21 protein-coding genes are annotated in these 21,494 nt (G+C 39.7%); 16 read left to right on the forward strand and 5 right to left on the reverse strand.

Annotated features, from left to right (window positions below; genetic code table 11):
- Positions 1 to 145 precede the first annotated feature (145 nt).
- Positions 146 to 1,816, reverse strand: coding sequence for a M28 family metallopeptidase (locus tag KEM09_RS20210; RefSeq protein WP_212231338.1), 1,671 nt, complete (start codon positions 1,814 to 1,816; stop codon positions 146 to 148).
- Positions 1,817 to 2,244: 428 nt separating this feature from the next.
- Here KEM09_RS20210 and KEM09_RS20215 point away from each other — a divergent pair, with 428 nt between their 5' ends.
- The 3 genes from KEM09_RS20215 (at position 2,245) to KEM09_RS20225 (ending at position 6,761) form a co-directional block, all read left to right on the forward strand.
- Complete coding sequence (locus KEM09_RS20215; RefSeq protein ID WP_212231340.1) at positions 2,245 to 3,498, forward strand: hypothetical protein; 1,254 nt, start codon at positions 2,245 to 2,247, stop codon at positions 3,496 to 3,498.
- A gap of 71 nt (positions 3,499 to 3,569) precedes the next feature.
- Complete coding sequence (locus KEM09_RS20220; protein WP_212231342.1) at positions 3,570 to 5,879, forward strand: TonB-dependent receptor; 2,310 nt, start codon at positions 3,570 to 3,572, stop codon at positions 5,877 to 5,879.
- Between the two features lie 3 nt (positions 5,880 to 5,882).
- Complete coding sequence (locus tag KEM09_RS20225; protein WP_212231344.1) at positions 5,883 to 6,761, forward strand: DUF4249 domain-containing protein; 879 nt, start codon at positions 5,883 to 5,885, stop codon at positions 6,759 to 6,761.
- Between the two features lie 34 nt (positions 6,762 to 6,795).
- Here KEM09_RS20225 and KEM09_RS20230 read toward each other — a convergent pair whose 3' ends face one another.
- The gene (locus KEM09_RS20230; protein ID WP_212231346.1) at positions 6,796 to 7,251 is read right to left on the reverse strand and encodes a DUF4293 domain-containing protein; all 456 of its coding nucleotides are present in this window, start codon (positions 7,249 to 7,251) and stop codon (positions 6,796 to 6,798) included.
- Positions 7,252 to 7,478: 227 nt separating this feature from the next.
- Between KEM09_RS20230 and KEM09_RS20235 the strand changes: the two genes are divergently transcribed.
- The 3 genes from KEM09_RS20235 to KEM09_RS20245 are packed head-to-tail and all read left to right on the forward strand — an operon-like array spanning position 7,479 to position 10,734.
- On the forward strand, positions 7,479 to 8,357 hold the full coding sequence (locus tag KEM09_RS20235) for a nucleoside phosphorylase (RefSeq protein WP_212231348.1): 879 nt from the start codon (positions 7,479 to 7,481) through the stop codon (positions 8,355 to 8,357).
- Positions 8,358 to 8,364: 7 nt separating this feature from the next.
- Positions 8,365 to 9,237, forward strand: a complete 873-nt coding sequence (locus KEM09_RS20240) for a transglutaminase-like domain-containing protein (RefSeq protein WP_212231350.1) — start codon at positions 8,365 to 8,367, stop codon at positions 9,235 to 9,237.
- A gap of 39 nt (positions 9,238 to 9,276) precedes the next feature.
- On the forward strand, positions 9,277 to 10,734 hold the full coding sequence (locus tag KEM09_RS20245) for an aminoacyl-histidine dipeptidase (protein WP_212231352.1): 1,458 nt from the start codon (positions 9,277 to 9,279) through the stop codon (positions 10,732 to 10,734).
- A 72-nt stretch (positions 10,735 to 10,806) separates the two neighbouring features.
- Here the strand turns inward: KEM09_RS20245 and KEM09_RS20250 are convergent, their stop codons facing one another.
- Positions 10,807 to 10,995, reverse strand: a complete 189-nt coding sequence (locus KEM09_RS20250) for a hypothetical protein (protein WP_212231354.1) — start codon at positions 10,993 to 10,995, stop codon at positions 10,807 to 10,809.
- A gap of 4 nt (positions 10,996 to 10,999) precedes the next feature.
- Entirely contained in the window at positions 11,000 to 13,495 is a 2,496-nt protein-coding gene (gene feoB / locus KEM09_RS20255; protein ID WP_212231356.1) for a ferrous iron transport protein B, read from the reverse strand.
- A 157-nt stretch (positions 13,496 to 13,652) separates the two neighbouring features.
- Between feoB and KEM09_RS20260 the strand changes: the two genes are divergently transcribed.
- Both KEM09_RS20260 and KEM09_RS20265 read left to right on the forward strand, forming a co-directional pair.
- Positions 13,653 to 14,408 carry a hypothetical protein gene (locus tag KEM09_RS20260; RefSeq protein ID WP_212231358.1) on the forward strand — a complete coding sequence of 252 codons (756 nt, stop codon included), beginning with the start codon at positions 13,653 to 13,655 and terminating at the stop codon, positions 14,406 to 14,408.
- Positions 14,409 to 14,418: 10 nt separating this feature from the next.
- Positions 14,419 to 14,694 (forward strand): thiamine-binding protein, encoded by a 276-nt coding sequence (locus KEM09_RS20265; protein WP_212231361.1) that lies wholly within the window; start codon positions 14,419 to 14,421, stop codon positions 14,692 to 14,694.
- A 76-nt stretch (positions 14,695 to 14,770) separates the two neighbouring features.
- Here the strand turns inward: KEM09_RS20265 and KEM09_RS20270 are convergent, their stop codons facing one another.
- A complete protein-coding gene (locus KEM09_RS20270; protein ID WP_212231363.1) occupies positions 14,771 to 15,130 on the reverse strand; it encodes a DUF3276 family protein in 360 nt (119 codons plus the stop codon).
- Positions 15,131 to 15,570: 440 nt separating this feature from the next.
- On the opposite strand from KEM09_RS20270, the gene nusB reads away from it, so the two are divergent.
- From nusB to KEM09_RS20310, 8 genes are all read left to right on the forward strand, one after another.
- Positions 15,571 to 16,470: a transcription antitermination factor NusB gene (gene nusB / locus KEM09_RS20275; protein WP_244825127.1), complete on the forward strand. Its 900-nt coding sequence runs from the start codon at positions 15,571 to 15,573 to the stop codon at positions 16,468 to 16,470.
- 6 nt (positions 16,471 to 16,476) lie between these two features.
- On the forward strand, positions 16,477 to 16,872 hold the full coding sequence (locus KEM09_RS20280) for a DUF1573 domain-containing protein (protein ID WP_212231367.1): 396 nt from the start codon (positions 16,477 to 16,479) through the stop codon (positions 16,870 to 16,872).
- 21 nt (positions 16,873 to 16,893) lie between these two features.
- On the forward strand, positions 16,894 to 17,220 hold the full coding sequence (yajC, locus tag KEM09_RS20285) for a preprotein translocase subunit YajC (RefSeq protein ID WP_212193343.1): 327 nt from the start codon (positions 16,894 to 16,896) through the stop codon (positions 17,218 to 17,220).
- Positions 17,221 to 17,292: 72 nt separating this feature from the next.
- The gene (locus KEM09_RS20290; RefSeq protein ID WP_212231375.1) at positions 17,293 to 18,312 is read left to right on the forward strand and encodes a CdaR family protein; all 1,020 of its coding nucleotides are present in this window, start codon (positions 17,293 to 17,295) and stop codon (positions 18,310 to 18,312) included.
- Positions 18,309 to 18,884 carry a dephospho-CoA kinase gene (gene coaE / locus KEM09_RS20295; RefSeq protein ID WP_212231377.1) on the forward strand — a complete coding sequence of 192 codons (576 nt, stop codon included), beginning with the start codon at positions 18,309 to 18,311 and terminating at the stop codon, positions 18,882 to 18,884. The genes KEM09_RS20290 and coaE overlap by 4 nt, the downstream gene beginning before the upstream one ends.
- Positions 18,884 to 19,612 (forward strand): TerB family tellurite resistance protein, encoded by a 729-nt coding sequence (locus KEM09_RS20300; protein WP_212231379.1) that lies wholly within the window; start codon positions 18,884 to 18,886, stop codon positions 19,610 to 19,612. Before coaE ends, KEM09_RS20300 begins: the two co-directional genes overlap by 1 nt.
- Before the next feature lie 76 nt (positions 19,613 to 19,688).
- Complete coding sequence (locus KEM09_RS20305; protein ID WP_212231381.1) at positions 19,689 to 20,108, forward strand: DUF5606 family protein; 420 nt, start codon at positions 19,689 to 19,691, stop codon at positions 20,106 to 20,108.
- A 116-nt stretch (positions 20,109 to 20,224) separates the two neighbouring features.
- Positions 20,225 to 20,950 carry a hypothetical protein gene (locus KEM09_RS20310; RefSeq protein ID WP_212231383.1) on the forward strand — a complete coding sequence of 242 codons (726 nt, stop codon included), beginning with the start codon at positions 20,225 to 20,227 and terminating at the stop codon, positions 20,948 to 20,950.
- The last annotated feature ends 544 nt before the right edge of the window (positions 20,951 to 21,494 follow it).

Raw genomic sequence — 21,494 nt, forward strand, 5'->3', positions numbered from 1 at the left:
ATCCTCTCCTTCAAGGAGAGGAAGTCACTACTTAGAAAAGGTATCATCCTCCATTATAGATAGTTGCCTTTTTAGATAATGTCACCTTCTCCTTGAGGAGAAGGCCGGGATGAAGTTATAGATTAATTGTATAAAAATGCCTCTCCTAATTTTCGGACAGCCTCTTTTCTTGGAATTGCTTATCTCTTATCGCCTTAAATTCTGCTTGTGCTTTCCATTGCGGATAGTCATCCGTATTGGCAATGTCCCATCCAACGCGGAAAAGTAGCCGGGCATCTTCAGCCACGCCTGAAACATCCCACCATTCTTCGTATTCATCATCAGGCTTATGGTAGCAGTTATTGATCCAGTACTGCTCTTTTTCGCTCATATAGCTTTGTCCATGCTCCCAGTGATCGTTGTTACCACGTGCAAAAAGAGCGGGTATACCAACCCGTGCGAAACTAAAATGGTCGGAACGGTAATACATACCTGTGTGAGCATTTGGATCCGGCAGAATGTATCGGCCTTGTTTCGTGGCATGCTTTTTAACCAGATCATCTAAATCCGACTTGCCATAGCCGGTAATCATCACATCTTTGCATTTGCCAAAGGGCAGCATCAGGTCGTTATTGATATTGGCCACCGTTTTGTTAATTGGAAATATAGGATTGTAAGCGTAATAACCCGAGCCATTTAAACCAGATTCTTCTGCTGTAGGGGCAAAAAACACAATGCTTCGCCGTGGTGGCGATGGCATGGCTTTAAAAGCTTTCGCAATTTCCATCATCCAGGCCATTGAAGTGCCATTATCAACTGCGCCATTGTATATCGAATCGCCATTCATCGGTTTGCCAATGCCCAGATGGTCCCAGTGTGCTGAATAAAACAGGTATTCATCGGCCAGGTCGGTGCCTTTTATTATTCCCAGTACATTATGCGATACATCCTTTTGCCAGCTGTTATGTAGCTGCACAGCTGCTTTGGCATCCATCTTAAAACCTATAAAACCACTTTGTTTTGCTCCATTTTTAAGACTGTCCAGATTCAGGTTTAACGATTCGAAAAGTTGATTAGCTGCATTGGCATGTATCCATCCTTCTATCTGGCAGCGATCGGCATAATCATTTTCAACAACCGGATAAACTTTGGCAACAGCGGCTGAGTTGACTACCACCGACCAGGGGTAGCCTGCACCTTTGTCCTCATGGATGATTAAACAACCGGCAGCTCCCTGGCGGGCCGCTTCTTCATATTTATAGGTCCACCGGCCATAGTAGGTCATGGCATTACCAGTGAAGAAATCTTCACGGCCAGAGTCCAGTCCGGGGTCATTGACCAATACAACAACGGTTTTCCCTTTAACATCTAATCCTTCGTAATCATTCCAGTTGTATTCAGGGGCTACTATGCCATAGCCCGCAAATACCATTTCGGAGTGGTTTAATTCAATAAAGGGAGTCATCTGTCGGGAGAAGGCCACAAAATCATCGAATGCTGTCCACTCGCGATTTTCTTTGGAGGTCTTAATAAGCATGGTTCCTTCAACTGCGCCTTTAATCTTGACCAGCGGAACATCCTGAAGGTAACTGTTGCCGTTAGCAGGTTCTAATCCAACTGCTTTAAAACTTTCCTGTAGAAATTCGAGCGTTAAATCCTCACCTTTGCTGAACGGCTTGCGCCCAAGGTATTGGTCGCTACCAATTTCTTTTACAAATTCTGCTATGGAATTTTCGGAGATAGCTTTTTCGGCTATGGTAATGTTATTTGATTCATTATTACATGCTATATGAGCAATTAGAATGGCCCCATAAAGCAAGTGTTTGGTTGTTTTCATAGTTGATTTAAATTGGATAAGCGAAGTTAGGCTTTCTTATCTGGATCGAAAATTAACAGGCTGCAAAATATCTGCTTATAAGGACTAAGTAAGTTGCAGGTAATACTTACATCAGGATATGAAACGAGCTATGAGAAAATGTTCTCGCACACGGGGATGGCTATTTTTCTGGCGAGTTCCATGTGGCAATTGAAAGAAAATATAAACACATGAAAAAAAATATTCAATTAATGTTTAAGAAATCAGAATATTAAGATGTAGCCGATGTAAATGGTGACTAATTTCAGGTAACAAATGGGGGTATATGGCGTATTACATTTTTGACTTATTGAAGTTGAGCAAACAAAAAATAATAATTAACCTAGGGAGGGCAGAGGCAATCTTAAATCACACATGAGGTTGCTTTCTGACCAATGAAACAAATTAACATGAAAAAAATGAAATGGTTATCAGCAATGCTTATTGCTGGATTAGTAGCTTTTACTGCCTGTAGTGATGATGAAAACAAAGAGGTATTCAGCGATTTGTCACCAGAGCAGCACAAGAAGGAAATTGAAAACGAAGGCATTGCTTTAGTGCAAAAGTTGGATGCTGCTAAAAATCTGAAAACATTTGATGTAATTGATGCATTCTTTACCAATATGGATGCGGTTGGCACTCAGCCAACGCTTGCTGTTCAGTTCGGATTAAATGAGATTGTATCTCTGGCAAATGGAGTTAAATCAACTGTTAACCTGAAAGGTGCATTGGTTGAACAATCGCGTGCAACTGAAATGTTTGCAGAAGAAGCAGGTATCTTTTTATGGGATGCCGAAGTACAGGATTGGGAATTGTTAGAAACTTCAAGCACTGAGGCTACTTTCCGTTTCATGATAAATGGTCAGGATGCAGAGATTAGTGTATACGACTTCACTGCAAAAGATGCCACTCACCAGGATGAATATGCAGAAATGGTGGTAGAATTGCCATTAACATTGAATGCACACGTGAAACTGAACGACGTTGTATTAACCAGCTTTTCGTTAGCTGCTGAATGGCATGCTGATGACACACCAAAGCATATTCAGGAAATCATTACGCTTGAAGATTTTTCTTTCGAAAGTGAGTTGACTAATACCAGTTCAACCATCGGTACCAGCGCCTCTTTTAACTATTTAAATGACGTTATTTATGCCAATGGCATCAGTATAGATGGTGAGTTTTCATACAATGAAATATTCGATACTATGCCACAGGACGGCAGTGGGATGGATGCTATCTTCACTCAGCAGGTTATTGAAAAATCAAACATCTGGTTTCAGCTGGGCAACATAAAGTTAGAAGGTATTTTTGATGTGAAAGGTTTTATTGATGCTTACATTGATGAAGTCGGCAATCTTCCTCAAAATCCGACTGAAGACGACATGGAGAACCTTTTGGTTAAATTAATCAATGAATATGCCATTTTGTATGTGCGCTATGCCGATACAAAAGAGATTATTGCCAAAGGAGAATTTTACCTGAAGGAAGTTGAAGATTATTACGGAGGAACTTATAACGAGCCTGCCTTAAATATGGTGTTTGGTGACGGTTCTAAAGTAACTGTTGATGAGTTTGTTAATAGTGGATTTTCAGGATTGATTACCGAAATAGAGAACCTTGTAGCGGCCCTGGAGGCCAGCTATGGTGCACCTGTTCAGTAAATGTTCAATGATTTAGCATAGTAATTGGAGGTCCTATAATGGCCTCCAATTCTTTTATAAATAAAGCTAAGGTGAAACACCTACTCTTATTCTTTCTTCTTCTGGTTGCAATTTCAGTTGATGCACAACACACAGGTTGGTGCATCAAAGGCGCTGTGGTTGATGAAGCTGGTATACCTGTTCCATCAGTGCATATTACCACCCTTGATGGAAAAAAAGGCACAGTGTCAGATGGTGATGGGCGTTTTGAACTTTGTGGATTAGCAGGAGACAGTATTATTTTCCTAATTGGACATACGGCCTTTGAACGCCAGAGATTAGTGGTGTACAAGGATAGGAATAAGGAGTTGGAAATATACCTGACTTATAAAACCTATAGCACCAAAGAGGTGCAAATAAAAGGCCAGCAAAATGCTATTGTGAGTAACTATATACCTGGTAAACTCAGCCTGAAGAAGGAGGATATCTTGCAGCTTCCGGCTTTTATGGGAAGTCCTGATGTACTAAGAGGCCTGCAATTGCTACCTGGCATGCAGTCAGTTAGTGAAGGTAATTCTGGGATTTATGTTCGTGGCGGATCGCCAGGTCAGAATTACGTGCTGTTTGATGGTATTGAGCTGATGAACCCGACACATTTGATGGGTATTTATTCAGTCTTCAATCCTTTACTCACCGAACACGTAGATTTTTATAAGGGCAATGCGCCTATTCACCTTTCATCACGGCTGGCTTCATCGATTATTGTCGATACCTATCATCAGAAAAAAGGCAGTAGTAATTGGGCTGGTAATATTGGCAACATCATGACCAATCTTACATACAATGGTCAGTCATCCAACAATAAATGGTATTTTTCAACAGGTATCAGGCGAAGCTACCTGGAGGTATTAGGCTACATGGCTCGACCTTTTTTTAGTGATGAAGTAAACTATTTTGATCAGAATACCTATACTTTTTATGACTGGAATGGTAAGGTAAGTTATCAATCGGGTCGCAATCGAGTGCAGCTGACATGGTACTTTGGGCAGGATAATTTTCAGATGGATAATCCTAAGCATCAACTGGAATCTCATTCGAAATGGGGTAACTGTGGAACGGCCATGCAATGGAAACACACAATTCAGCCAGGTTTTATGATGGAACATACCATCTCTTACTCTTCTTACTTTTCCAATTTCGGTGCTTCTATCCCTGATGGTACCATGCAGTTTGATACAGACTATAGTCAGGTAAAGCTACAAAGTGGCTTTAGTATGGTGGCTGATAAGCACTTTTTACGCTGGGGAAGTGATGTTACCTTATACAATATCATTCCGCAGCAGCTCGAAGTAAGCAATATTAGCAGTGCCGATGCCGTCATTGATGAGTATAAAAGTCTTGCCATCAGGCCATATATTAGCGATTACTATACCTTCAGTGACACTTGGTCGTTGTATGCCGGACTAGGTTTTAATGCCTACAAGCTAATGTATTCGGGCAGAGATGGACAGACAACGAGAAACGATAATGGGGTGCAAATGGCTCCTAATATTATTCTTACACTGAATTATAATCGTTCGCGGCATGCCTCGTATAAATGGTCATATGCTTATACAACGCAGGATATTCACCTCGCTTCAGTCGCTTCCATACCTTTACCGTCTGATATCTGGATGCCTGCATCGGAGGCCTTGCCATTGGAGGCCAGTCATCAGCTGACAGCCGGGTATTTTAAGTCATATGCAGACAAGAAACTGCAATGGGGAATAGAATTGTATGGTAAGTATATGCATAACCAGCTATTGGTGAAGTTAAATCAGAATCAGTCAGAAACAGAGCGTTTTGAGGATAACTTCTATCGGGGCCGGGGATTAGCCTATGGAAGTGAATTTTACCTTAGTAATTCGGATGAGAAGCTAAGCTATACTCTTAGCTATACACTTGGTTGGGTACAACAACAGTTTGATGACATAAATAGTGGCAGATGGCACGATGCCAAATATGATCGCCGCCATGATCTTAATTTACAGGCATTGTATAAGCTCAACAAACGAGTTGATTTAGGAGCCGTGTTTATTTTCGCGACTGGCAATAAAGCTACCTTGCCAACAGGCCGCTACTGGCTGATGGGCGAGATCGCCAGTGATTATAGTGGCGTCAATAATTACCGTATGCCGGCCTACCACCGCATGGATGTTTCCTTAAACTACCACTTGCCATCCAATTTATTTAATGAGTCAGTCCTTAACTTTTCAATTATCAATCTGTATGGTCGTAGCAATCCCTATTATATCTATTATCAGGTAGAAGAGGGGCAGCAGGATTATGCCTTAAGTATAAAAGCCAGACAGGTTTCATTGTTTCCAATTATGCCATCCATCAGCTGGCGATTTAAATTTTAGTGTATGCGCATTGCTGTAATACTTATACTAACACTATTATTGGCCTGTTCTAAAGATATAGAACTGGAACAAGTTAACTATGAACCAAAGATTGTAGTGGATGGCTGGATAGAAAATGGTAGAACTGCCAATGTGCTTTTGACGATGAGTTCACCATTTCTTACCGACTATGATTCTGCATCTATTCGCAATACCTTTCTCAACTACGCAAAAGTGACCATCACTACCGGTAAAGGAGAATCTGAGGTGCTTACTTTAACCCGCCAAAAGGAGTTTTTTCCTCCTTTTGTGTACAAATCAATTGCTATAAAGGGGGAAGTGGGCGAAACCTATACGCTTGAGGTGGTTTATCGCGATAAAATAGTAGAGGCGGCTACTTCAATTCCCACATTACCAGATGTTAGGGAGGTGGTTACTGAGCCTGTTTCAGATACCTCAATGGTCATATTTGCAACTGTGAATGATGATGCTTTGAATGAAAACTACTACTATTCGCAGATATTTACCTGGCATTATGATACCCGTTTTCATCCTTCTGACAATCCCTTGAAAAATGACCGTTTTTTTAATGGGCAGATGCATACTTTTCAGGTGAAAAGGAGCGATCAACCTGATCCTTTAAATATCTATAATATCAATTCTGACCGAAATATTATGGCTGATGAGTTTGCCATTACGGACACTGTTTCGGTGAAAATTTCACAGCTTGATAAGGAAGCCTACGAGGTTTTAAATGGGATCTACATCGACCATTTAAGTCAAAGCAGTCCCTTTACGTTTGTTGATCAAAAAACGCACACAAATATTAAAGGCGGCATAGGGAGGTGGACCGGAATGGCGACGCGGCAGTTTCTGGTATATAATAAAAAGCCCCGCAACTAGATTGTGCAGGGCCTCATGATATTTTATAGCTGGTTTATCTGATGCGATCCATCGATTTGAGCAGTGCTATATCTTTACCAATGGCTCTTAAAGCTAAAAATGTCAGGATTAAGGCCACAAGCGGAAAGGCAGTCATTATCTTATAACTCATCACGCCCGTTATTTCATCAATCAGCTGTGTTCCCAGGTAGTATATCATTCCTGTTGAGCCAAGCAGTAAGGCTAGATTTAATCCGCACAATCGTATTTGAAGCACCCGTTTCTTAAATAAAAAAATGGTTATAAAGGCTACAATAGTGGCAGCTGTTAGCAGAATAGCCAGTGCCAGAGTAGGAATAACTGTTTCTCCATCAGCGTTAGTCAGTCCTCTGTACATGAAGTTATACACTTCGCCTGATTCAGCCTCAATCTGAGCAAATGGCAGAAAGAACAAGCTGGTCATCAGCAGGCCGCTTAGCAATAAATATACTGTTTGAATTCGTTGTAACATGCTTAACTAATTTAAAAATGTGGACTGCGAATTTACATATTTTTATGCAATAAACTTAAGGCAATCTCAATGTTTACTGACCTTTGCCCTGGCATTTGCCTGAAGGTGACAAGACAAGTCTGCCCAGCCAGCTTAAAGCTGATTTTTCTCCTGTTGGTGCAAAATTGCCCGATTGGGATGCTTTATACAATAAAAAATCACTAATTTGACTGGAAATTGAAAATTACATGCAAAAGAAAATCGAAGCTTCAGAGCTAATTATAAATCCGGACGGAAGTATTTTTCATTTACACCTTAAACCGGAGGATATTGGCCGAGATATAATATTAGTGGGAGATCCGGGCAGGGTTGAATTAATCAGTTCATTGTTTGATTCAATAGAACTTAGAAAAGCCAACCGGGAATTTGTATCCTGTACAGGAACATATAATGGTAAGCGGCTTACCGTTGTGGCAACCGGAATAGGAACTGATAATATTGATATAGTTGTTAATGAGTTGGACGCACTGGTTAATATTGATTTTGAAACAAGAACGGTTAAACCTGAACATACGCAGCTTAATTTTGTGCGCATTGGTACATCAGGTGCCTTGCAGAAAGATTTGCCAGTAGATAGTTGGTTGTTAAGTGAAAAAGCCATCGGATTTGATGGATTAATTAATTTCTATGCGCGTCGCAACGAGATAAGCGATCTGGCATTTGAGAAAGCATTTACCGATGAGCTGAACTGGAACCCTCTGCTAACAGCTCCATATGTGGTTGATGCTGCTCCATCACTACTCCATAAGCTTGACGGAGGCAAAGTAGTGCGGGGCGTCACTATATCGGCACCTGGTTTTTACGGACCACAAGGGCGTGAGCTGAGGTTGGACATTGCAGATAAGTATATCAATGCTAAAATAACAGGTTTTAACTACCAGGATTACCGCGTTACGAACTATGAGATGGAGTGTTCGGCCATCTATGGCTTGTCGGCACTTTTGGGCCATCAGGCAGCTACAGTATGTGTGATCATTGCCAATCGTCTGGCCGGCACAGCCACTAAAGATTATAAACCAGTAATGAAGCAGCTGATTGAGCATGTAGTAAAAGGTTTAACGCAATAGCAGGCCTATGGATAGGGATAAGATAAAAGCATTAATAGCGCTGCTGGATGATCCGAATGATGAAGTGTTCTCATCGGTGGAGCATGCTCTGCTCAAGGAACCGGTGGAAATTGTACCAGAGCTTGAGAAGGCATGGGAAGCGTCTTTGGATGGCTTGTTTCAGTCGCGTGTGGAAAACATCATCCATACCATTCAACTCAATGATATTCACACAGAGCTGAAAAACTGGTTAGCATCACCTAATAAAGATTTGCTATACGGCGCCTTTCTGGTATGTAAATATCAATATCCCGAAGTGAGTATTATCCGCCTTAAGGAGCAGCTGTCAGAGTTGCGAAAGGATATTTGGCTGGAAATGAATGAACACCTGACTTCCTTGGAGAAAATTCGCATTGTCAATCATGTTTTGTTCGACATCCATAAATTCTCGCGCAACACAAGCAGGTACCTGGCACCCGAAAACAATTATATATGCGAAGTGCTGAATACCCATAAAGGCAATCCTTTGTCAGTATCTGTTATTTATTCAATCCTTTGTCGTGAGCTGGGAATGCCTGTATATGGCGTTAATCTGCCCAAAAACTTTATTTTGGCATTTATTGATGAAACAGCCATTAATGACAATGATCAACTGGCAGATGAAGCGGCTGTATTGTTTTACATTAATCCGATTAATAAAGGAGCAGTGCTTGGTCGCAAGGAGATTGAGTACTTTGTGAAACAGCAAAAACTTCAGCCAAAGGAAGAATTCTTTTTACCTTGCGATAATGTAACCATCATCAAACGGATGTTTAACAACCTCAGTTTTGGATATGACAGCAATGGTGAAGAAGCCAAAAAAGAAGAAATACAAAAGTTGCTGGCTTTGTTTGATGAGTAATAATAACACACAATAATAATTCTAACAGAATATAGAAGAATGAATAAATTATCAGGATTACATCCTCAGGAAGTCTGGACACAGTTTGAGGCGATTTGTCAGGTGCCGCGTCCTTCCAAAAAAGAAGAAAAGATTATTGAATTTCTTCTGAAGTTTGCTGAAGAGAACGGGTTGGAGGCTAAGAAAGATGAAATTGGTAATGTATTAATTTCAAAGCCGGCTACGCCTGGTAAAGAAAACCTGAAGTCTGTTGTACTGCAGTCGCATATTGATATGGTGTGCGAAAAGAATAGTGATAAAAAGCATGATTTTGATAATGATCCGATTACGCCTGTTATTGATGGTGACTGGGTGAAAGCCGATGGCACCACCTTAGGTGCTGATGACGGTATTGGAATGGCTGCTCAAATGGCCTTGCTCATTGCCAATGATATTGAGCACGGCCCCATTGAGTGCTTGTTCACTGTTGACGAAGAAACCGGTTTATCTGGTGCATTTGGTCTGAAGGAAGGATTTTTTAATTCGAGCATATTATTAAATCTTGATTCGGAAGATGACGGTGAACTCTTTATAGGTTGTGCCGGAGGTGTAGATACCCTGGCAAAGTTTCCATATCAAAAAGAAGCTGCTCCCGATAAAGGCTTTGCTTTTAAAGTATCTGTTTCTGGCCTTAGAGGAGGCCACTCAGGCGATGATATTAATAAAGGACTGGGTAATGCCAATAAAATATTAAACCGTTTCTTGTGGGAGACAAGTCGTAAATATGATTTGCGTCTGGCTTCATTTGATGGTGGTAACCTGCGAAATGCCATTGCCCGTGAGGCTCATGCTATTGCCGTTGTGCCCAATGCTTATAAAGAGCAGGTACGTGTAGCATTTAACCTGTTGTTTCACGATGTGCAGATGGAGCTGAAAGTAACTGAGCCTGGTCTGAGAATGAAACTAGAGTCGGTGGATGTACCAGCATTTGTGATGGATAATAACACCCAAAACAACCTGCTGAATGCATTGTATGCTTGTCCACACGGTGTTATTGAAATGAGTCGTGACATTGAAGGCCTGGTGGAAACATCAACCAACCTGGCCTCTGTTAAGATGCAAGATGATCATGTGTTGGTTACTACCAGTCAGCGAAGCTCCGTGGAAAGCTCAAAGGAGGATATAGCCAACATGGTTGATGCTGTATTTACGCTGGCCGGTGCGGAAGCTTTTCACACTGATGGCTATCCGGGATGGGCACCAAATACTGATTCGGAAATTCTGAAGATAACTAAAGAATCCTATGAGCGCTTATTTGGTAATGAACCTGTTGTGCGAGCTATTCATGCGGGATTGGAGTGTGGACTCTTCCTTGAGAAATATCCGGGTATGGATATGATTTCATTTGGTCCGACCATTAGGGGGGCTCATTCGCCAGATGAACGAATTGACATTGAGACAGTGGATAAATTCTGGAAGCACTTGATTGATGTTCTGAAAAATATACCAGAAGCATAATAAAGCAAAAGCCGGATGAAAAATCCGGCTTTTTTTTATCTCATTGCTATGTTATTGCCAAAATGATTCAGTCTATTCGATAAGTGTAGGATATTTACCTTTTTTTATAGCGGTGAAGAGTTCATTTTTTGCACTGCAGGCACATGAACCGGCATCGCAGGCTGTTTTTCCTTTAGCCGGTTTAATCAGGCGGTAAAAAAAACTTAGTACCTGGTAAAAGGCCCAGGCCACAATCAAATAGGTTACTATATCCTGTATCATAATATTATAACAATAGATGACCTACCTGGTTCACTGCAAAGGCTAAAACCCAGGCTAAGCCAGTGGTATAAAAGATGGTAAATAAGGCCCATTTCCACGAGCCGGATTCTTTTCGAATGGCTGCCACTACCGCTACACAAGGAAAGTAGATGAGTATAAACACCATAAAGCCAAAGGCGGTAACCTTATTGAAAACGGGCCGGCCATCCGGATGTGTTTCTTCCCTTATCTGCGTAATTAATTGTTTCGAATCTTCGGTATCCTCATCGCTGTGATAAATAACCGCCATCGTGCTAATAACTATTTCTTTAGCTGCAATACCCGTAATAAGACTAACGCCCATTTTCCAGTCAAAACCCAATGGTTGAATAACCGGTTCGATGGATTTACCTAGTCGTCCAATGTAGGTGTTGCTTTGGTGTTCACCCTTTTTAATCAGCTCAATAGAATCGGTTTTAGTTGTTAGTTCTTCTTCATACTGCTGTGCTAATTCATCTGAACTTTTAGCTATTAAGCTCGCATATTCGGTATTAAGTTGTTCAATCTTAGTGTCAAAGTCTTCTGAGTAATCGACATTTTGCGGGTAATAGCTCAAGAACCAGATGATGATGGATGCCACTAAGATAATGCCACCCATTTTTTTGAGGTACTCGGCACCTTTGTGCCACATGTGTCTGATGGTGTTTTTAAGCGTAGGAATACGATAGGGCGGAAGCTCCATGACGAATGGAACTTCATCGTGTTTAAAAATAAAACGCTTAAATAAACGTGCTATTAATACTGCCAGTAATATGCCAACGCCATAAATGATGAATAACATGGTGCCTGCATTTTCAGGAAATATAGCCCCAATAATAAGAATGTAGACCGGTAAACGGGCACTGCATGACATAAACGGATTGATAAGCATGGTTAGCAATCGGTTATTCCTGTTTTCAATGGTGCGTGTGGCCATCACTGCCGGTACATTACAACCAAACCCCATTACAAGCGGTATGAATGATTTGCCATGTAAGCCCATTTTGTGCATTAGCTTATCCATGATAAAGGCAGCACGGGCCATATAGCCGGTATCCTCCATGAATGAGATAAAAAAGAAGAGTATCAGAATGTTGGGTAGGAATACAATAACACCACCAACACCGCCGATTACGCCATCTACGAGCAGGTGTTTTAGTGAGCCATCCGGCATGACGCTACTAACAAAATCAGACAAAAATGCCACGCCTGTTTCAATCCATGTCATCGGGTATTCGCCCAGCTTAAAGGTAGATTGAAACATCAGCCACATAAAGAAAATAAATATGGGGAAGCCAAATAAACGATGGGTAATCAGCGCATCAATGCTATCAGTCCTTCGTCTTCGTGTTTGAGGGTTTTCCTTAAATGTTTCTTTTAGAGCACCGGCAACAAAGCCGTAACGGGCATCGGTAAATATGGTTTCAGAATCTTCCTGCGATTGCTTTTCAATTTTCTCAGTCAGGTGCTCGGTTTCTTTTAATATGTCAGAATAAATATGGCTGTTTGACTGCATGTAATCAAACAGTTGCTTGTCTTTTTCAAGAGCTTTAATCGCCAGATAACGAGGCGAAATACGATTGGCAATATCCCCGGCTTTAATAAACATGCCGTCAAGGACTTCAATAGCTGATTCAATAGGATCTCCATAATTTACATGGATATGACGCACAATTTCATCCCTATCTTCATATACATCGATGAGCTTATCAAACAGTTCAGTGACGCCTTTTCCTCGAGAGCTAACCGTTGGGACAAAAGGGATACCCAGCATAGCACCTAGCTGGTCGTAATTTAGCCGATCACCTCTGCGCTGCATCTCGTCGAACATATTTAGGGCCACAACCACTTTTATATCCAGATCAATCAATTGGGTGGTGAGGTATAAATTACGTTCAAGGTTGGAACTGTCAAGCACATTAACGACTATATCCGGATTTTCATTGGTGATGTATTCGCGTACAAATGTTTCTTCGGGTGAATAGGCCGAAATGCTATATGTGCCCGGTAAATCAATAATATTGAATTGATACCCATTGTGCAGGAATGTAGCAGCCTTTGCATCAACTGTTACTCCACTATAGTTACCAACGTGCTCTTTGGCGCCACTGGCATAGTTAAATAAGGTTGTTTTGCCGCAATTGGGGTTACCAACTAATACGATATTAATGTTGCGATGTTTCTTATTAGCTGATTGCTTGAGAATATCTTCTGAAATGGTACCCTGATAGCTTAAATCGGCAATGTTCTTAGCTTCTTCAACCGTAACAACTTCAATGAGTTTAGCTTCACTTCGTCGTAAAGAAACTTTATAATCAAGTATTTGGTATTCAATTGGGTCTTTGAGAGGTGCGTTTTTTACAACCGTAACTTTCTTCCCTTTAATAAATCCCATCTCGGTAATGCGTTTGCGAAAAGCGCCATGGCCTTTTACTTTAACAATGACACCTTCATTACCGTTGCTTAACTCAGATAAATTCATGAAAACTTAGATTGACTATGCCCATTAATAAGATCCTACAAAAGTATATTTGTCGACCTTATGTTACAATACCTAAAAGTAGTGATTTTACAGTGTGGGCAAAATAAATATTGCAAGACTGTATATAACTTTTTAACTGAAATTGCGTTTAGTTGGTATGGACAAACTCTTGACAGATGTAGATATGCAGAAGTTGTTGGAAAAGTATGCTGGAAATATTGCGATACTTGAGGAGAAAATTGATGTTCAGTTGCAGTTGCAATATTTCAAGGAAAGTAAACAGCAGAAGAAAGAACTGGACAAGGAACAAGTGCTTTCGCAAAAGGAAAAGCTGTTTGATCCGGATTATTCACTCGAGGAAAAGAAATTACTATTGTGTCGGTTAGCTTCTGTAAATGAGGTGGAGGCCTACAGAATGCTGGAATCCTATAAGGCCAACCCAGATAAGGCTTTGGTTGATTGGTCGATACTAGCTTACCAGGAAAGTAAAATGCTTTTACAAAGTACATTGCTCGATGAGAAACCATTATTTATTTCAACCGGATTAGGTGGTAAAGGCAATAAATTGCGTTATTTCATCGTGCTTTTTGCCAATGAGCAACAAGTTTTCTCACAATATCAAGAGCAATTGGTAAAGGGAGAGGTGGAATATGCTTTTAGAAAGCACAGTGCTGAGATTGAGGAGCTGGAGTTTTGCGGTTATTATATGACTATTCAGGCATTGGTGCCTTTGGATTGTGCTTTAAAAAACATGCTCGCTAAAATTATTAAGCAATGTAATGAGTTGGGTGATTTTTTAAGCCCATCGCTTTTGGTTACTAATGTAAAAAAGCTATCATTAGGAGAAATTGAAAAGCTGATCGATCAGCAACAATCTAATCAGAATATAAATAAAAATGGAATTGAGGAATAAAACAGTTAATGTGGCAGTGCAAGTTTTGCCAATGTCTGATAATCACGATATGTATGGCCTTGTTGATGCGGCCATTAAGGTGATTGAGAACTCAGGGCTGAAATACAAGGTTACACCCTTTGAAACCGTTATTGAAGGAAGTTATGACGATGTAATGGCATTGGTTGAAAAGGTCCAGGAGGCTTGTTTTATCAGTGGGGCACAAAAGCTGCTTTGTAATTTAAAAATTCAATCGGACCATACTGGCTATGTAACAATTGAAGATAAGATGGCCAAGTATGAATAGGGTAGTTTAAGATATTTAAAATGCAAAAAAAAAGGTTGCCATATCAGCAACCTTTTTGAATTATAACGCTATAAATTTATTCATGCAAGTCTTCAAACTCAACATTGGTGTACTCTGCTGTAGCAACACCTTCTTCTATTAACTCTTCATTAGAGTTAGCCTGTTGATTTTGTTTAATGAAACCAATTGTCTCTTCAAGTCCGTTCACAAATTTTTCAAAGTCTTCTTTGTAAAGAAAGATTTTGTGTTTCTCAAAATGGTATTTCCCATCTTGATCAAAACGTTTTTTACTTTCTGTAATTGTCAGGTAATAATCATTTTTTCGAGTAGCTTTTACATCGAAAAAGTAGGTTCTTTTTCCTGCTCTTATCGCTTTTGAAAAGATCTCATCTCTATCATTCTTTTCAAATCCATCGTTTTTTTCAAATCCTTCCATCGTTTTCTTTATTGTTTTGGAAACAGCTTGTATGCCTCAAAAATGATAAATATTTCCCTATTAACCAATAAAATCTTTACAATTTTTTTATGTTTTTTAAACAAATAAACAAGTCTTACAAGCGACTAACGCTTTAATATTAATGCTAATATGGAGAGGTTCAGATATTTAATATAATCTAGTTTGGCAACTTTTAGGTATTGCAAAGGCCAAAATAGTATCCAAAGTAATCTGGCCGCTAAAACAGAAATTTATGGTCAGATTCAATGGAACTATGCTTTATCTGAGTTAGTTGTATTAAAGGTCTATGAAGTTATATCGAAGACTTGTTAAAAGCGCTTGATGCAAATAAAAAAAAAGCTACTTTTGCATTTATTATATAGTAAAAAAGTTCTTTAAGGATGTTAAGTAGAAGATTGTTAAGAGTTAAAGTTGTGCAGATGGCTTACGCACATTACCAAAAGGGTGAAGTGTCGATACAACAAACCGAAAATGAGTTATTTCATAGCATAGCTAAGTCTCATGAAATGTACCATGCGTTTTTGCTGTTGTTGCTCGAACTGAAGAATTTTGCAGAAAACAGGATTGAACTGCGCAAACAAAAGAAACGTCCATCCGAAGAAGATCTGAATCCCAATTTGCGTTTTGTAGAGAATGCCTTTATGGTGCAGCTGGCCAATAATGAGTCATTGCTGGCCTACAATAGCAAGAATGGAACGCCTTGGGTCAACCATCCCGAAACCATTAAAGGACTTTTCAATATCGTTACTGAGTCGGAGTTGTATACTGAATATATGGCAACTGAGGCGGGTGATTATGATGCTGATAAGAAATTTATTGCCAAACTTCTGGAGAAGGTAATTGCACCTTTCGAAAGTCTGTATTCCATTTTTGAAGAGCAGAGTGTTTATTGGAATGATGAAGTGGAATTTGTTATTTCTATGGTCGTGAAGACTATTAAAGGATTCAGTGAGGAGAATGCAGAGAAGGAAGCACTGCTGCCGGAGTTTAAAGATGATGAAGATCGTGATTTCGTGCAGCGCCTTTGCCGTAAAACCTTGGTAAACCATAAGGATAATATGGAGTTAATCAAGAAGTTTACCAAAAACTGGGATTTTGATCGTGTTGCCTATTTAGATTTGGTCATCATGCAGGTAGCTCTTGCTGAGATTACAGAGTTTAAGAATATTCCAATAAATGTATCGCTGAACGAATATATCGAAATAGCCAAATACTACTCAACTAACAAAAGTGGTGTATTTATCAATGGTGTTCTAGATAAAATTACTGAGCATCTTATTGCTGAAAAAGTCATTAATAAACCTGGTAAGGCTAATTAATAGGAGATGAAGGCAGGCACTTTCTTGCTTCTTGTTATTCTGGTTTTTGGTTGTGTTGGTAAAAAGCAAAAATCATCGACCACTTTGGAAGGAAAAGGTAGGCTGAGATTTTTGGAACTGACTTATAATTTCGGCGAGCTAAAACATGGAGATATTGTCGGACACAGGTTTGCAGTAATTAATGAAGGGGCTTACCCTGTTGTTATTCAGAACGTAGAGCATGGTTGTGGTTGCACTGATGCAATGTTTCCAAAAGAACCTATTGAGCCTAAAGATACAGTGTTTGTTGAAGTAATTTTCGACACCAAAGGTTGGACCGGAAGACAGGTTAAACAAGTGGTAGTAATGGCCAATGATTCAATCCAAAAGCATGAGCTACTGGTTTGGGCAAGTATTAAATAGAAAATAAGAAATAGAAGAATTATGAGCTTTTTAAATGTTTTTTTAAGTATGCCTCCACAGGCGGCCGAAGGAGGTAATCCTTTAATGTCATTTGCACCTTTTGTGTTGATTATTATTGTATTCTACTTTTTTATGATTCGTCCACAGATGAAGCGTCAGAAAGAGTTACGTAAGTATCGTGAAGCACTGAAAAAAGGTGATAAGGTTATTACGACAGGAGGTATCTATGGAAAAGTGGCTGAGGTAAAAGACCAGTTTGTAACAGTGGAAATTGCTGATGGTGTGAAAGTGAAGATGGATAAGTCAGCCATCGTTATGGATATGTCAGATGTAGCTGCCAATAAGTAAAACATTTGGGTGCTGCGTGTTTTTAGTATTCTGATAAAGATTGATTATTTTTGGGAGTCTGATCATTAAACTATGGAAAACATAAAAGCGCTATTAACAAAATATTTACAACAAATAATCGGTAAAACCAAGGAAGTACGCGATGATAAAAATGCGCTTATTTTCTTGGTTTTTCTGTTTTTGTCAGCCTGTTTTTGGGTGCTAAATGCTTTGCAAAAAGATAATTACACTACCGAAGTGAGCTATCCAATCAAGTTTGTTAATGTAGGTGAGGATGAAATAATTAATGGTAGTGCAAGGCGAGAGCTCAACCTGAAAATAAAAGGGGGAGGTTTTAAGATATTAAATTATCTCACTCGCCATAAAGTTTCAGCCAAAGGGGTTGATATATCCGGATTGAGGCGTATAAGTCTGGATGGTGTTACTGGTGCTTATATTAACTCAAACGACTATTTTAAACTTATTGAAGATGAGTTGGTGGTGGGTATTGAGCTGGTGAGCATTACGCCTGATACTTTATTCATACCGTTGTTAAAAAAGCAATCGAAAATACTTCCGGTAAAGGTGGTTGCTGACTACAGTTTTGCCCAGCAATGCCAGTTATCTGGCCCAATAGCTGTTCAGCCTGATTCAGTTACAGTATCAGGCGCTGCTCAGGTGTTAGATTCCATTGAATATATTCAAACGCGGCCTTTGAAGTTCGAAAAACTGGCCGATACAATTGTGCGAAATGTAGCACTTGAAAAGTCAGATAACCTTGAGTTGAGTGCTAAAAGAGTGGTGGTTACGCTACCTGTTGAGCCATTTACTGAAGCCAATGTAATGGTGCCAATAAAAGCATTGAATCTGCCTGATAGTTTGCAACTTAAGACATTTCCTTCTGAGGTGAATATTTCGTATCATTTGGGTTTGAGTCGTCCGCTTTATCTGGCGAGAGATTTTAATGTATCAATTGATTTCTCCAGTATCGATTTAAAACAACCGCCTCGTCGCCTTAAAGTGAGAGTTAGTGATTATCCAGGCAATGCTCAGAATATGAGTTATCAGCCACTATTTGTGGAGTATTTGCTGGAAAGGAAAACTGAAGAATGATAAAGATAGGTATTACCGGAGGCATTGGAAGCGGAAAAACAACAGTGGCTCGTTTGTTCCTTTCACTAGGCTTCCCGGTTTATGAAGCAGACGTTGAGGCCAAGAAGCTAATTAATCACAATACGAGAGTAAAGGAACAGATCATTGAGCTTTTAGGAGAGAAGGCCTACAATGCTGAAGGCTATAATCGAGCGTATGTTGGAAGTGTAGTATTTAATGACAAATTAATACTTAATCAGCTAAATAGCATCGTGCATCCTGCTGTTGCCAATCACTTTGAACAATGGTGTGATGAGCATAACGACCATAATATTGTGTTTCAGGAGGCGGCTATATTATTTGAAAATGGGAGCTACACTAAATTCGATAAAACAATATTGGTAACAGCTCCGCAGCATGTGCGTTTGCAAAGAGTTATGCGACGTGATGGGTTGTCAGAGCAAAAAGTTATTGAACGAATGAATAACCAGTGGACAGATGAAGCAAAGGTAAAACTGGCCGATTTTGTGATCGACTGTGATGGTCAAAACTTGGTTATTCCTCAGGTGTTGAATGTTTTAAAAAGTTTATAATGGGATTATTAGGTTCTTTCCTTGGTGCCAGTATCGGATGGTGGACATTGGGCCCCATTGGTGCCATCATGGGTTTGGTTTTGGGGCATTTGTCAGAAGAGCAGTCAACATTTATTAAAGGAAGTAAACAATCTCCTCATCAACAGGCAAGAAGTGGTTTTTTGGCAACTTTGTTGGTCTTGGTGGCTGCTGTGATGAAAGCGGATGGTAAAGTGGTACGTTCAGAGCTGGATTTTGTAAAGAGAAGCCTGGTAGCCACTTTTGGTGAAAAGGAGGCAGGTAAGGCCTTGTTGATGCTAAGAGATATACTAAATCAGAATATTCCGGTAGATGAAGTGGTGCACCAGGCGCGTGTTAATATCAATTATGCGTCAAAAGTGCAATTGATGCACTTACTATATGGAATCGCTCTGGCAGATGGTCATCTTTCGAGTGAAGAGAAAAATTATCTGCAGCAAATAGCTTATGGCCTTGGGATATCAAGTGCTGATATGACATCAATTGCCTCGATGTATGTTAAGGATTCATCAGCTGCCTATAAAGTATTGGAAGTGGATGAAAGTGCATCGAATGAGGTCATTAAGAAGGCATATAAGAAGATGGCTGTTCGTTTTCACCCTGATAAAGTAGCGCATCTGGGCGATGATATACGCAAGGATGCCGAAAGGAAATTTCAAAAAATTAATGAGGCTTACGAGCAAATAAAAAAGGAACGGGGGATCAAATAATTCTTTCCGCAGAGTTAAAATCTTTTGGTCAAAGCCTGTATAATTCTATTTTTGCAGAAAAATAAAAAGTAAACATATGTTGAAAGGAATATTAGCGATTTCAGGACAAAGAGGACTTTTCAAGTTGGTGTCGCAAGCTAAAAACTCAATTATTGTTGAGTCGTTGATTGATGGAAAGAAAATGCCGGCATACGCTACGTCTCGTATCAGTGCGCTGGAGGATATTTCGATTTACACTGAAGACGAGGATGTTAAGCTGTTTGATGTATTCAAAGCTATATACGAAAAGGAAAATGGAGGAATGGCCATTTCGCCCAAAAGCTCTTCTAATGAGCTGAAAAACTATTTCGAAGAGGTGTTACCATTGTATGATAAGGATCGTGTGTATGTTTCTGATATCAAAAAAGTACTTGGCTGGTATAATCTGCTGATGGAGAGTGAGCTATTTGATCCAAATGCTGTTGAAGAAGAAGGCGAGGAAGCTGCTGAAGATTAGTCATAACACCAATCAAAGATATTAGGGTGTCCGGTATGGGCGCCCTTTTTTGATCTTGATGATTAAGTGTTTATCGTTATATTTGTGTTATTCTTAATAATCCTAATTCTTGTTTAATGAGGAAGTTTATAGTATCAATTGCATTATTAATTGCAGCATTGAGCATAAATGCGCAAACACAAGTTTATACAGTTACCAGTGGAGAGATGATCTTTAGCTGGGCTGATGTTGAACAGGCACCCTTGGGAGGAGGAGCCATGGATAATGTATCGAGCATACCACGTTTTTCAGCTTTTTTCCACGTTGGGCAATACGTGCATCTTGATTTTACCGATGCCTTAGGCCTGTATTCAGGCTTAGCCATTCGTAATATTGGGTTCATCACAGAAGATGATGCGCTTGATCTTGGGGTTGAAAAGGAAAAGCACCGTTCTTACACACTTGGATTACCTGTTGCACTTAAGCTGGGTTCGTTCCGCAATCACTTTTATGTATTTGGTGGCGCCGAATATGAATTGCTATTCCATTATAAGTATAAGTATTGGATAGATGGAGATAAACACAAAACATCTGAATGGTTTAGTAATCGCACCAATCGATTTGTTCCCTCAGTGTTTGCTGGTGTGCAGTTTCCCCGCGGTTTAAACCTTAAGTTTAAATATTATCTGGATGATTTCTTAAATAATGACTTTAAAAAAGGCGATAATCCGTTGAACGATTATTCCCGATATGGTAAAACCCAAATGTTCTATATCTCCTTAAGTTGGCAATTCGACACGCGTGATTTCAATAAAATATGGGGAGGAGAAGGAGCAGAGCGTATTTATGATGCAAGAATATAATAGATAGAAGCCATAAATGATATCAAAGCTCCCCATCCGGGAGCTTTCTTATAAATTTTATTTTCTTTCAACACCCACCCATTCAACCTCTAAGCAATCAAAGTTCAACGGGTTTATCTTTTTTCTCGAATTTCCATTTGGATAATAAAGAAATCCTGTGTTATTTTGCACCCGCTTTTGAGAACAACGGTTGTCACGAAAAGCAGGATTGATAGGGCTTACAGGCATATGTCAATAACATATTGAGAGGTAAAAAGGGCATAGTCTTGACAAGGCAGATAAGAGGTGATATCTTAGCTTTCCTGACTCAAAAAAAGGCTAAAATTTTTTCAAAAATAGTTTTGGATATTACGAATAAAAACCTTTATCTTTGCAGCCGCAAAATCAACAAGGGTTGTAAGATACGGCGGGGTATTGAGAGGGTTTTAGAGAATGAAATTAAGTCTTACATCTTAGGTCTTAAGTCTTAAATCTTTTCTTCAAAAAAACCTAAAAAACATTTGGAGAATAGCTCAAAAAGTTTTTACCTTTGCAGCCGCTTCTC

Origin of the sequence: Carboxylicivirga mesophila, assembly GCF_018271975.1 — a bacterium.
Taxonomy (GTDB): domain Bacteria; phylum Bacteroidota; class Bacteroidia; order Bacteroidales; family Marinilabiliaceae; genus Carboxylicivirga; species Carboxylicivirga mesophila.

Coding starts and splice junctions, on each gene's coding strand:
- KEM09_RS20210 (WP_212231338.1), bottom strand. CDS start 1,816: ATGAAAACAACCAAACACTTGCTTTATGGGGCCATTCTAATTGCTCAT.
- KEM09_RS20215 (WP_212231340.1), top strand. CDS start 2,245: ATGAAAAAAATGAAATGGTTATCAGCAATGCTTATTGCTGGATTAGTA.
- KEM09_RS20225 (WP_212231344.1), top strand. CDS start 5,883: ATGCGCATTGCTGTAATACTTATACTAACACTATTATTGGCCTGTTCT.
- KEM09_RS20230 (WP_212231346.1), bottom strand. CDS start 7,251: ATGTTACAACGAATTCAAACAGTATATTTATTGCTAAGCGGCCTGCTG.
- KEM09_RS20235 (WP_212231348.1), top strand. CDS start 7,479: ATGCAAAAGAAAATCGAAGCTTCAGAGCTAATTATAAATCCGGACGGA.
- KEM09_RS20240 (WP_212231350.1), top strand. CDS start 8,365: ATGGATAGGGATAAGATAAAAGCATTAATAGCGCTGCTGGATGATCCG.
- KEM09_RS20245 (WP_212231352.1), top strand. CDS start 9,277: ATGAATAAATTATCAGGATTACATCCTCAGGAAGTCTGGACACAGTTT.
- KEM09_RS20250 (WP_212231354.1), bottom strand. CDS start 10,995: ATGATACAGGATATAGTAACCTATTTGATTGTGGCCTGGGCCTTTTAC.
- feoB (WP_212231356.1), bottom strand. CDS start 13,495: ATGAATTTATCTGAGTTAAGCAACGGTAATGAAGGTGTCATTGTTAAA.
- KEM09_RS20260 (WP_212231358.1), top strand. CDS start 13,653: ATGGACAAACTCTTGACAGATGTAGATATGCAGAAGTTGTTGGAAAAG.
- KEM09_RS20270 (WP_212231363.1), bottom strand. CDS start 15,130: ATGGAAGGATTTGAAAAAAACGATGGATTTGAAAAGAATGATAGAGAT.
- nusB (WP_244825127.1), top strand. CDS start 15,571: ATGGCTTACGCACATTACCAAAAGGGTGAAGTGTCGATACAACAAACC.
- KEM09_RS20280 (WP_212231367.1), top strand. CDS start 16,477: ATGAAGGCAGGCACTTTCTTGCTTCTTGTTATTCTGGTTTTTGGTTGT.
- yajC (WP_212193343.1), top strand. CDS start 16,894: ATGAGCTTTTTAAATGTTTTTTTAAGTATGCCTCCACAGGCGGCCGAA.
- KEM09_RS20290 (WP_212231375.1), top strand. CDS start 17,293: ATGGAAAACATAAAAGCGCTATTAACAAAATATTTACAACAAATAATC.
- coaE (WP_212231377.1), top strand. CDS start 18,309: ATGATAAAGATAGGTATTACCGGAGGCATTGGAAGCGGAAAAACAACA.
- KEM09_RS20300 (WP_212231379.1), top strand. CDS start 18,884: ATGGGATTATTAGGTTCTTTCCTTGGTGCCAGTATCGGATGGTGGACA.
- KEM09_RS20305 (WP_212231381.1), top strand. CDS start 19,689: ATGTTGAAAGGAATATTAGCGATTTCAGGACAAAGAGGACTTTTCAAG.
- KEM09_RS20310 (WP_212231383.1), top strand. CDS start 20,225: ATGAGGAAGTTTATAGTATCAATTGCATTATTAATTGCAGCATTGAGC.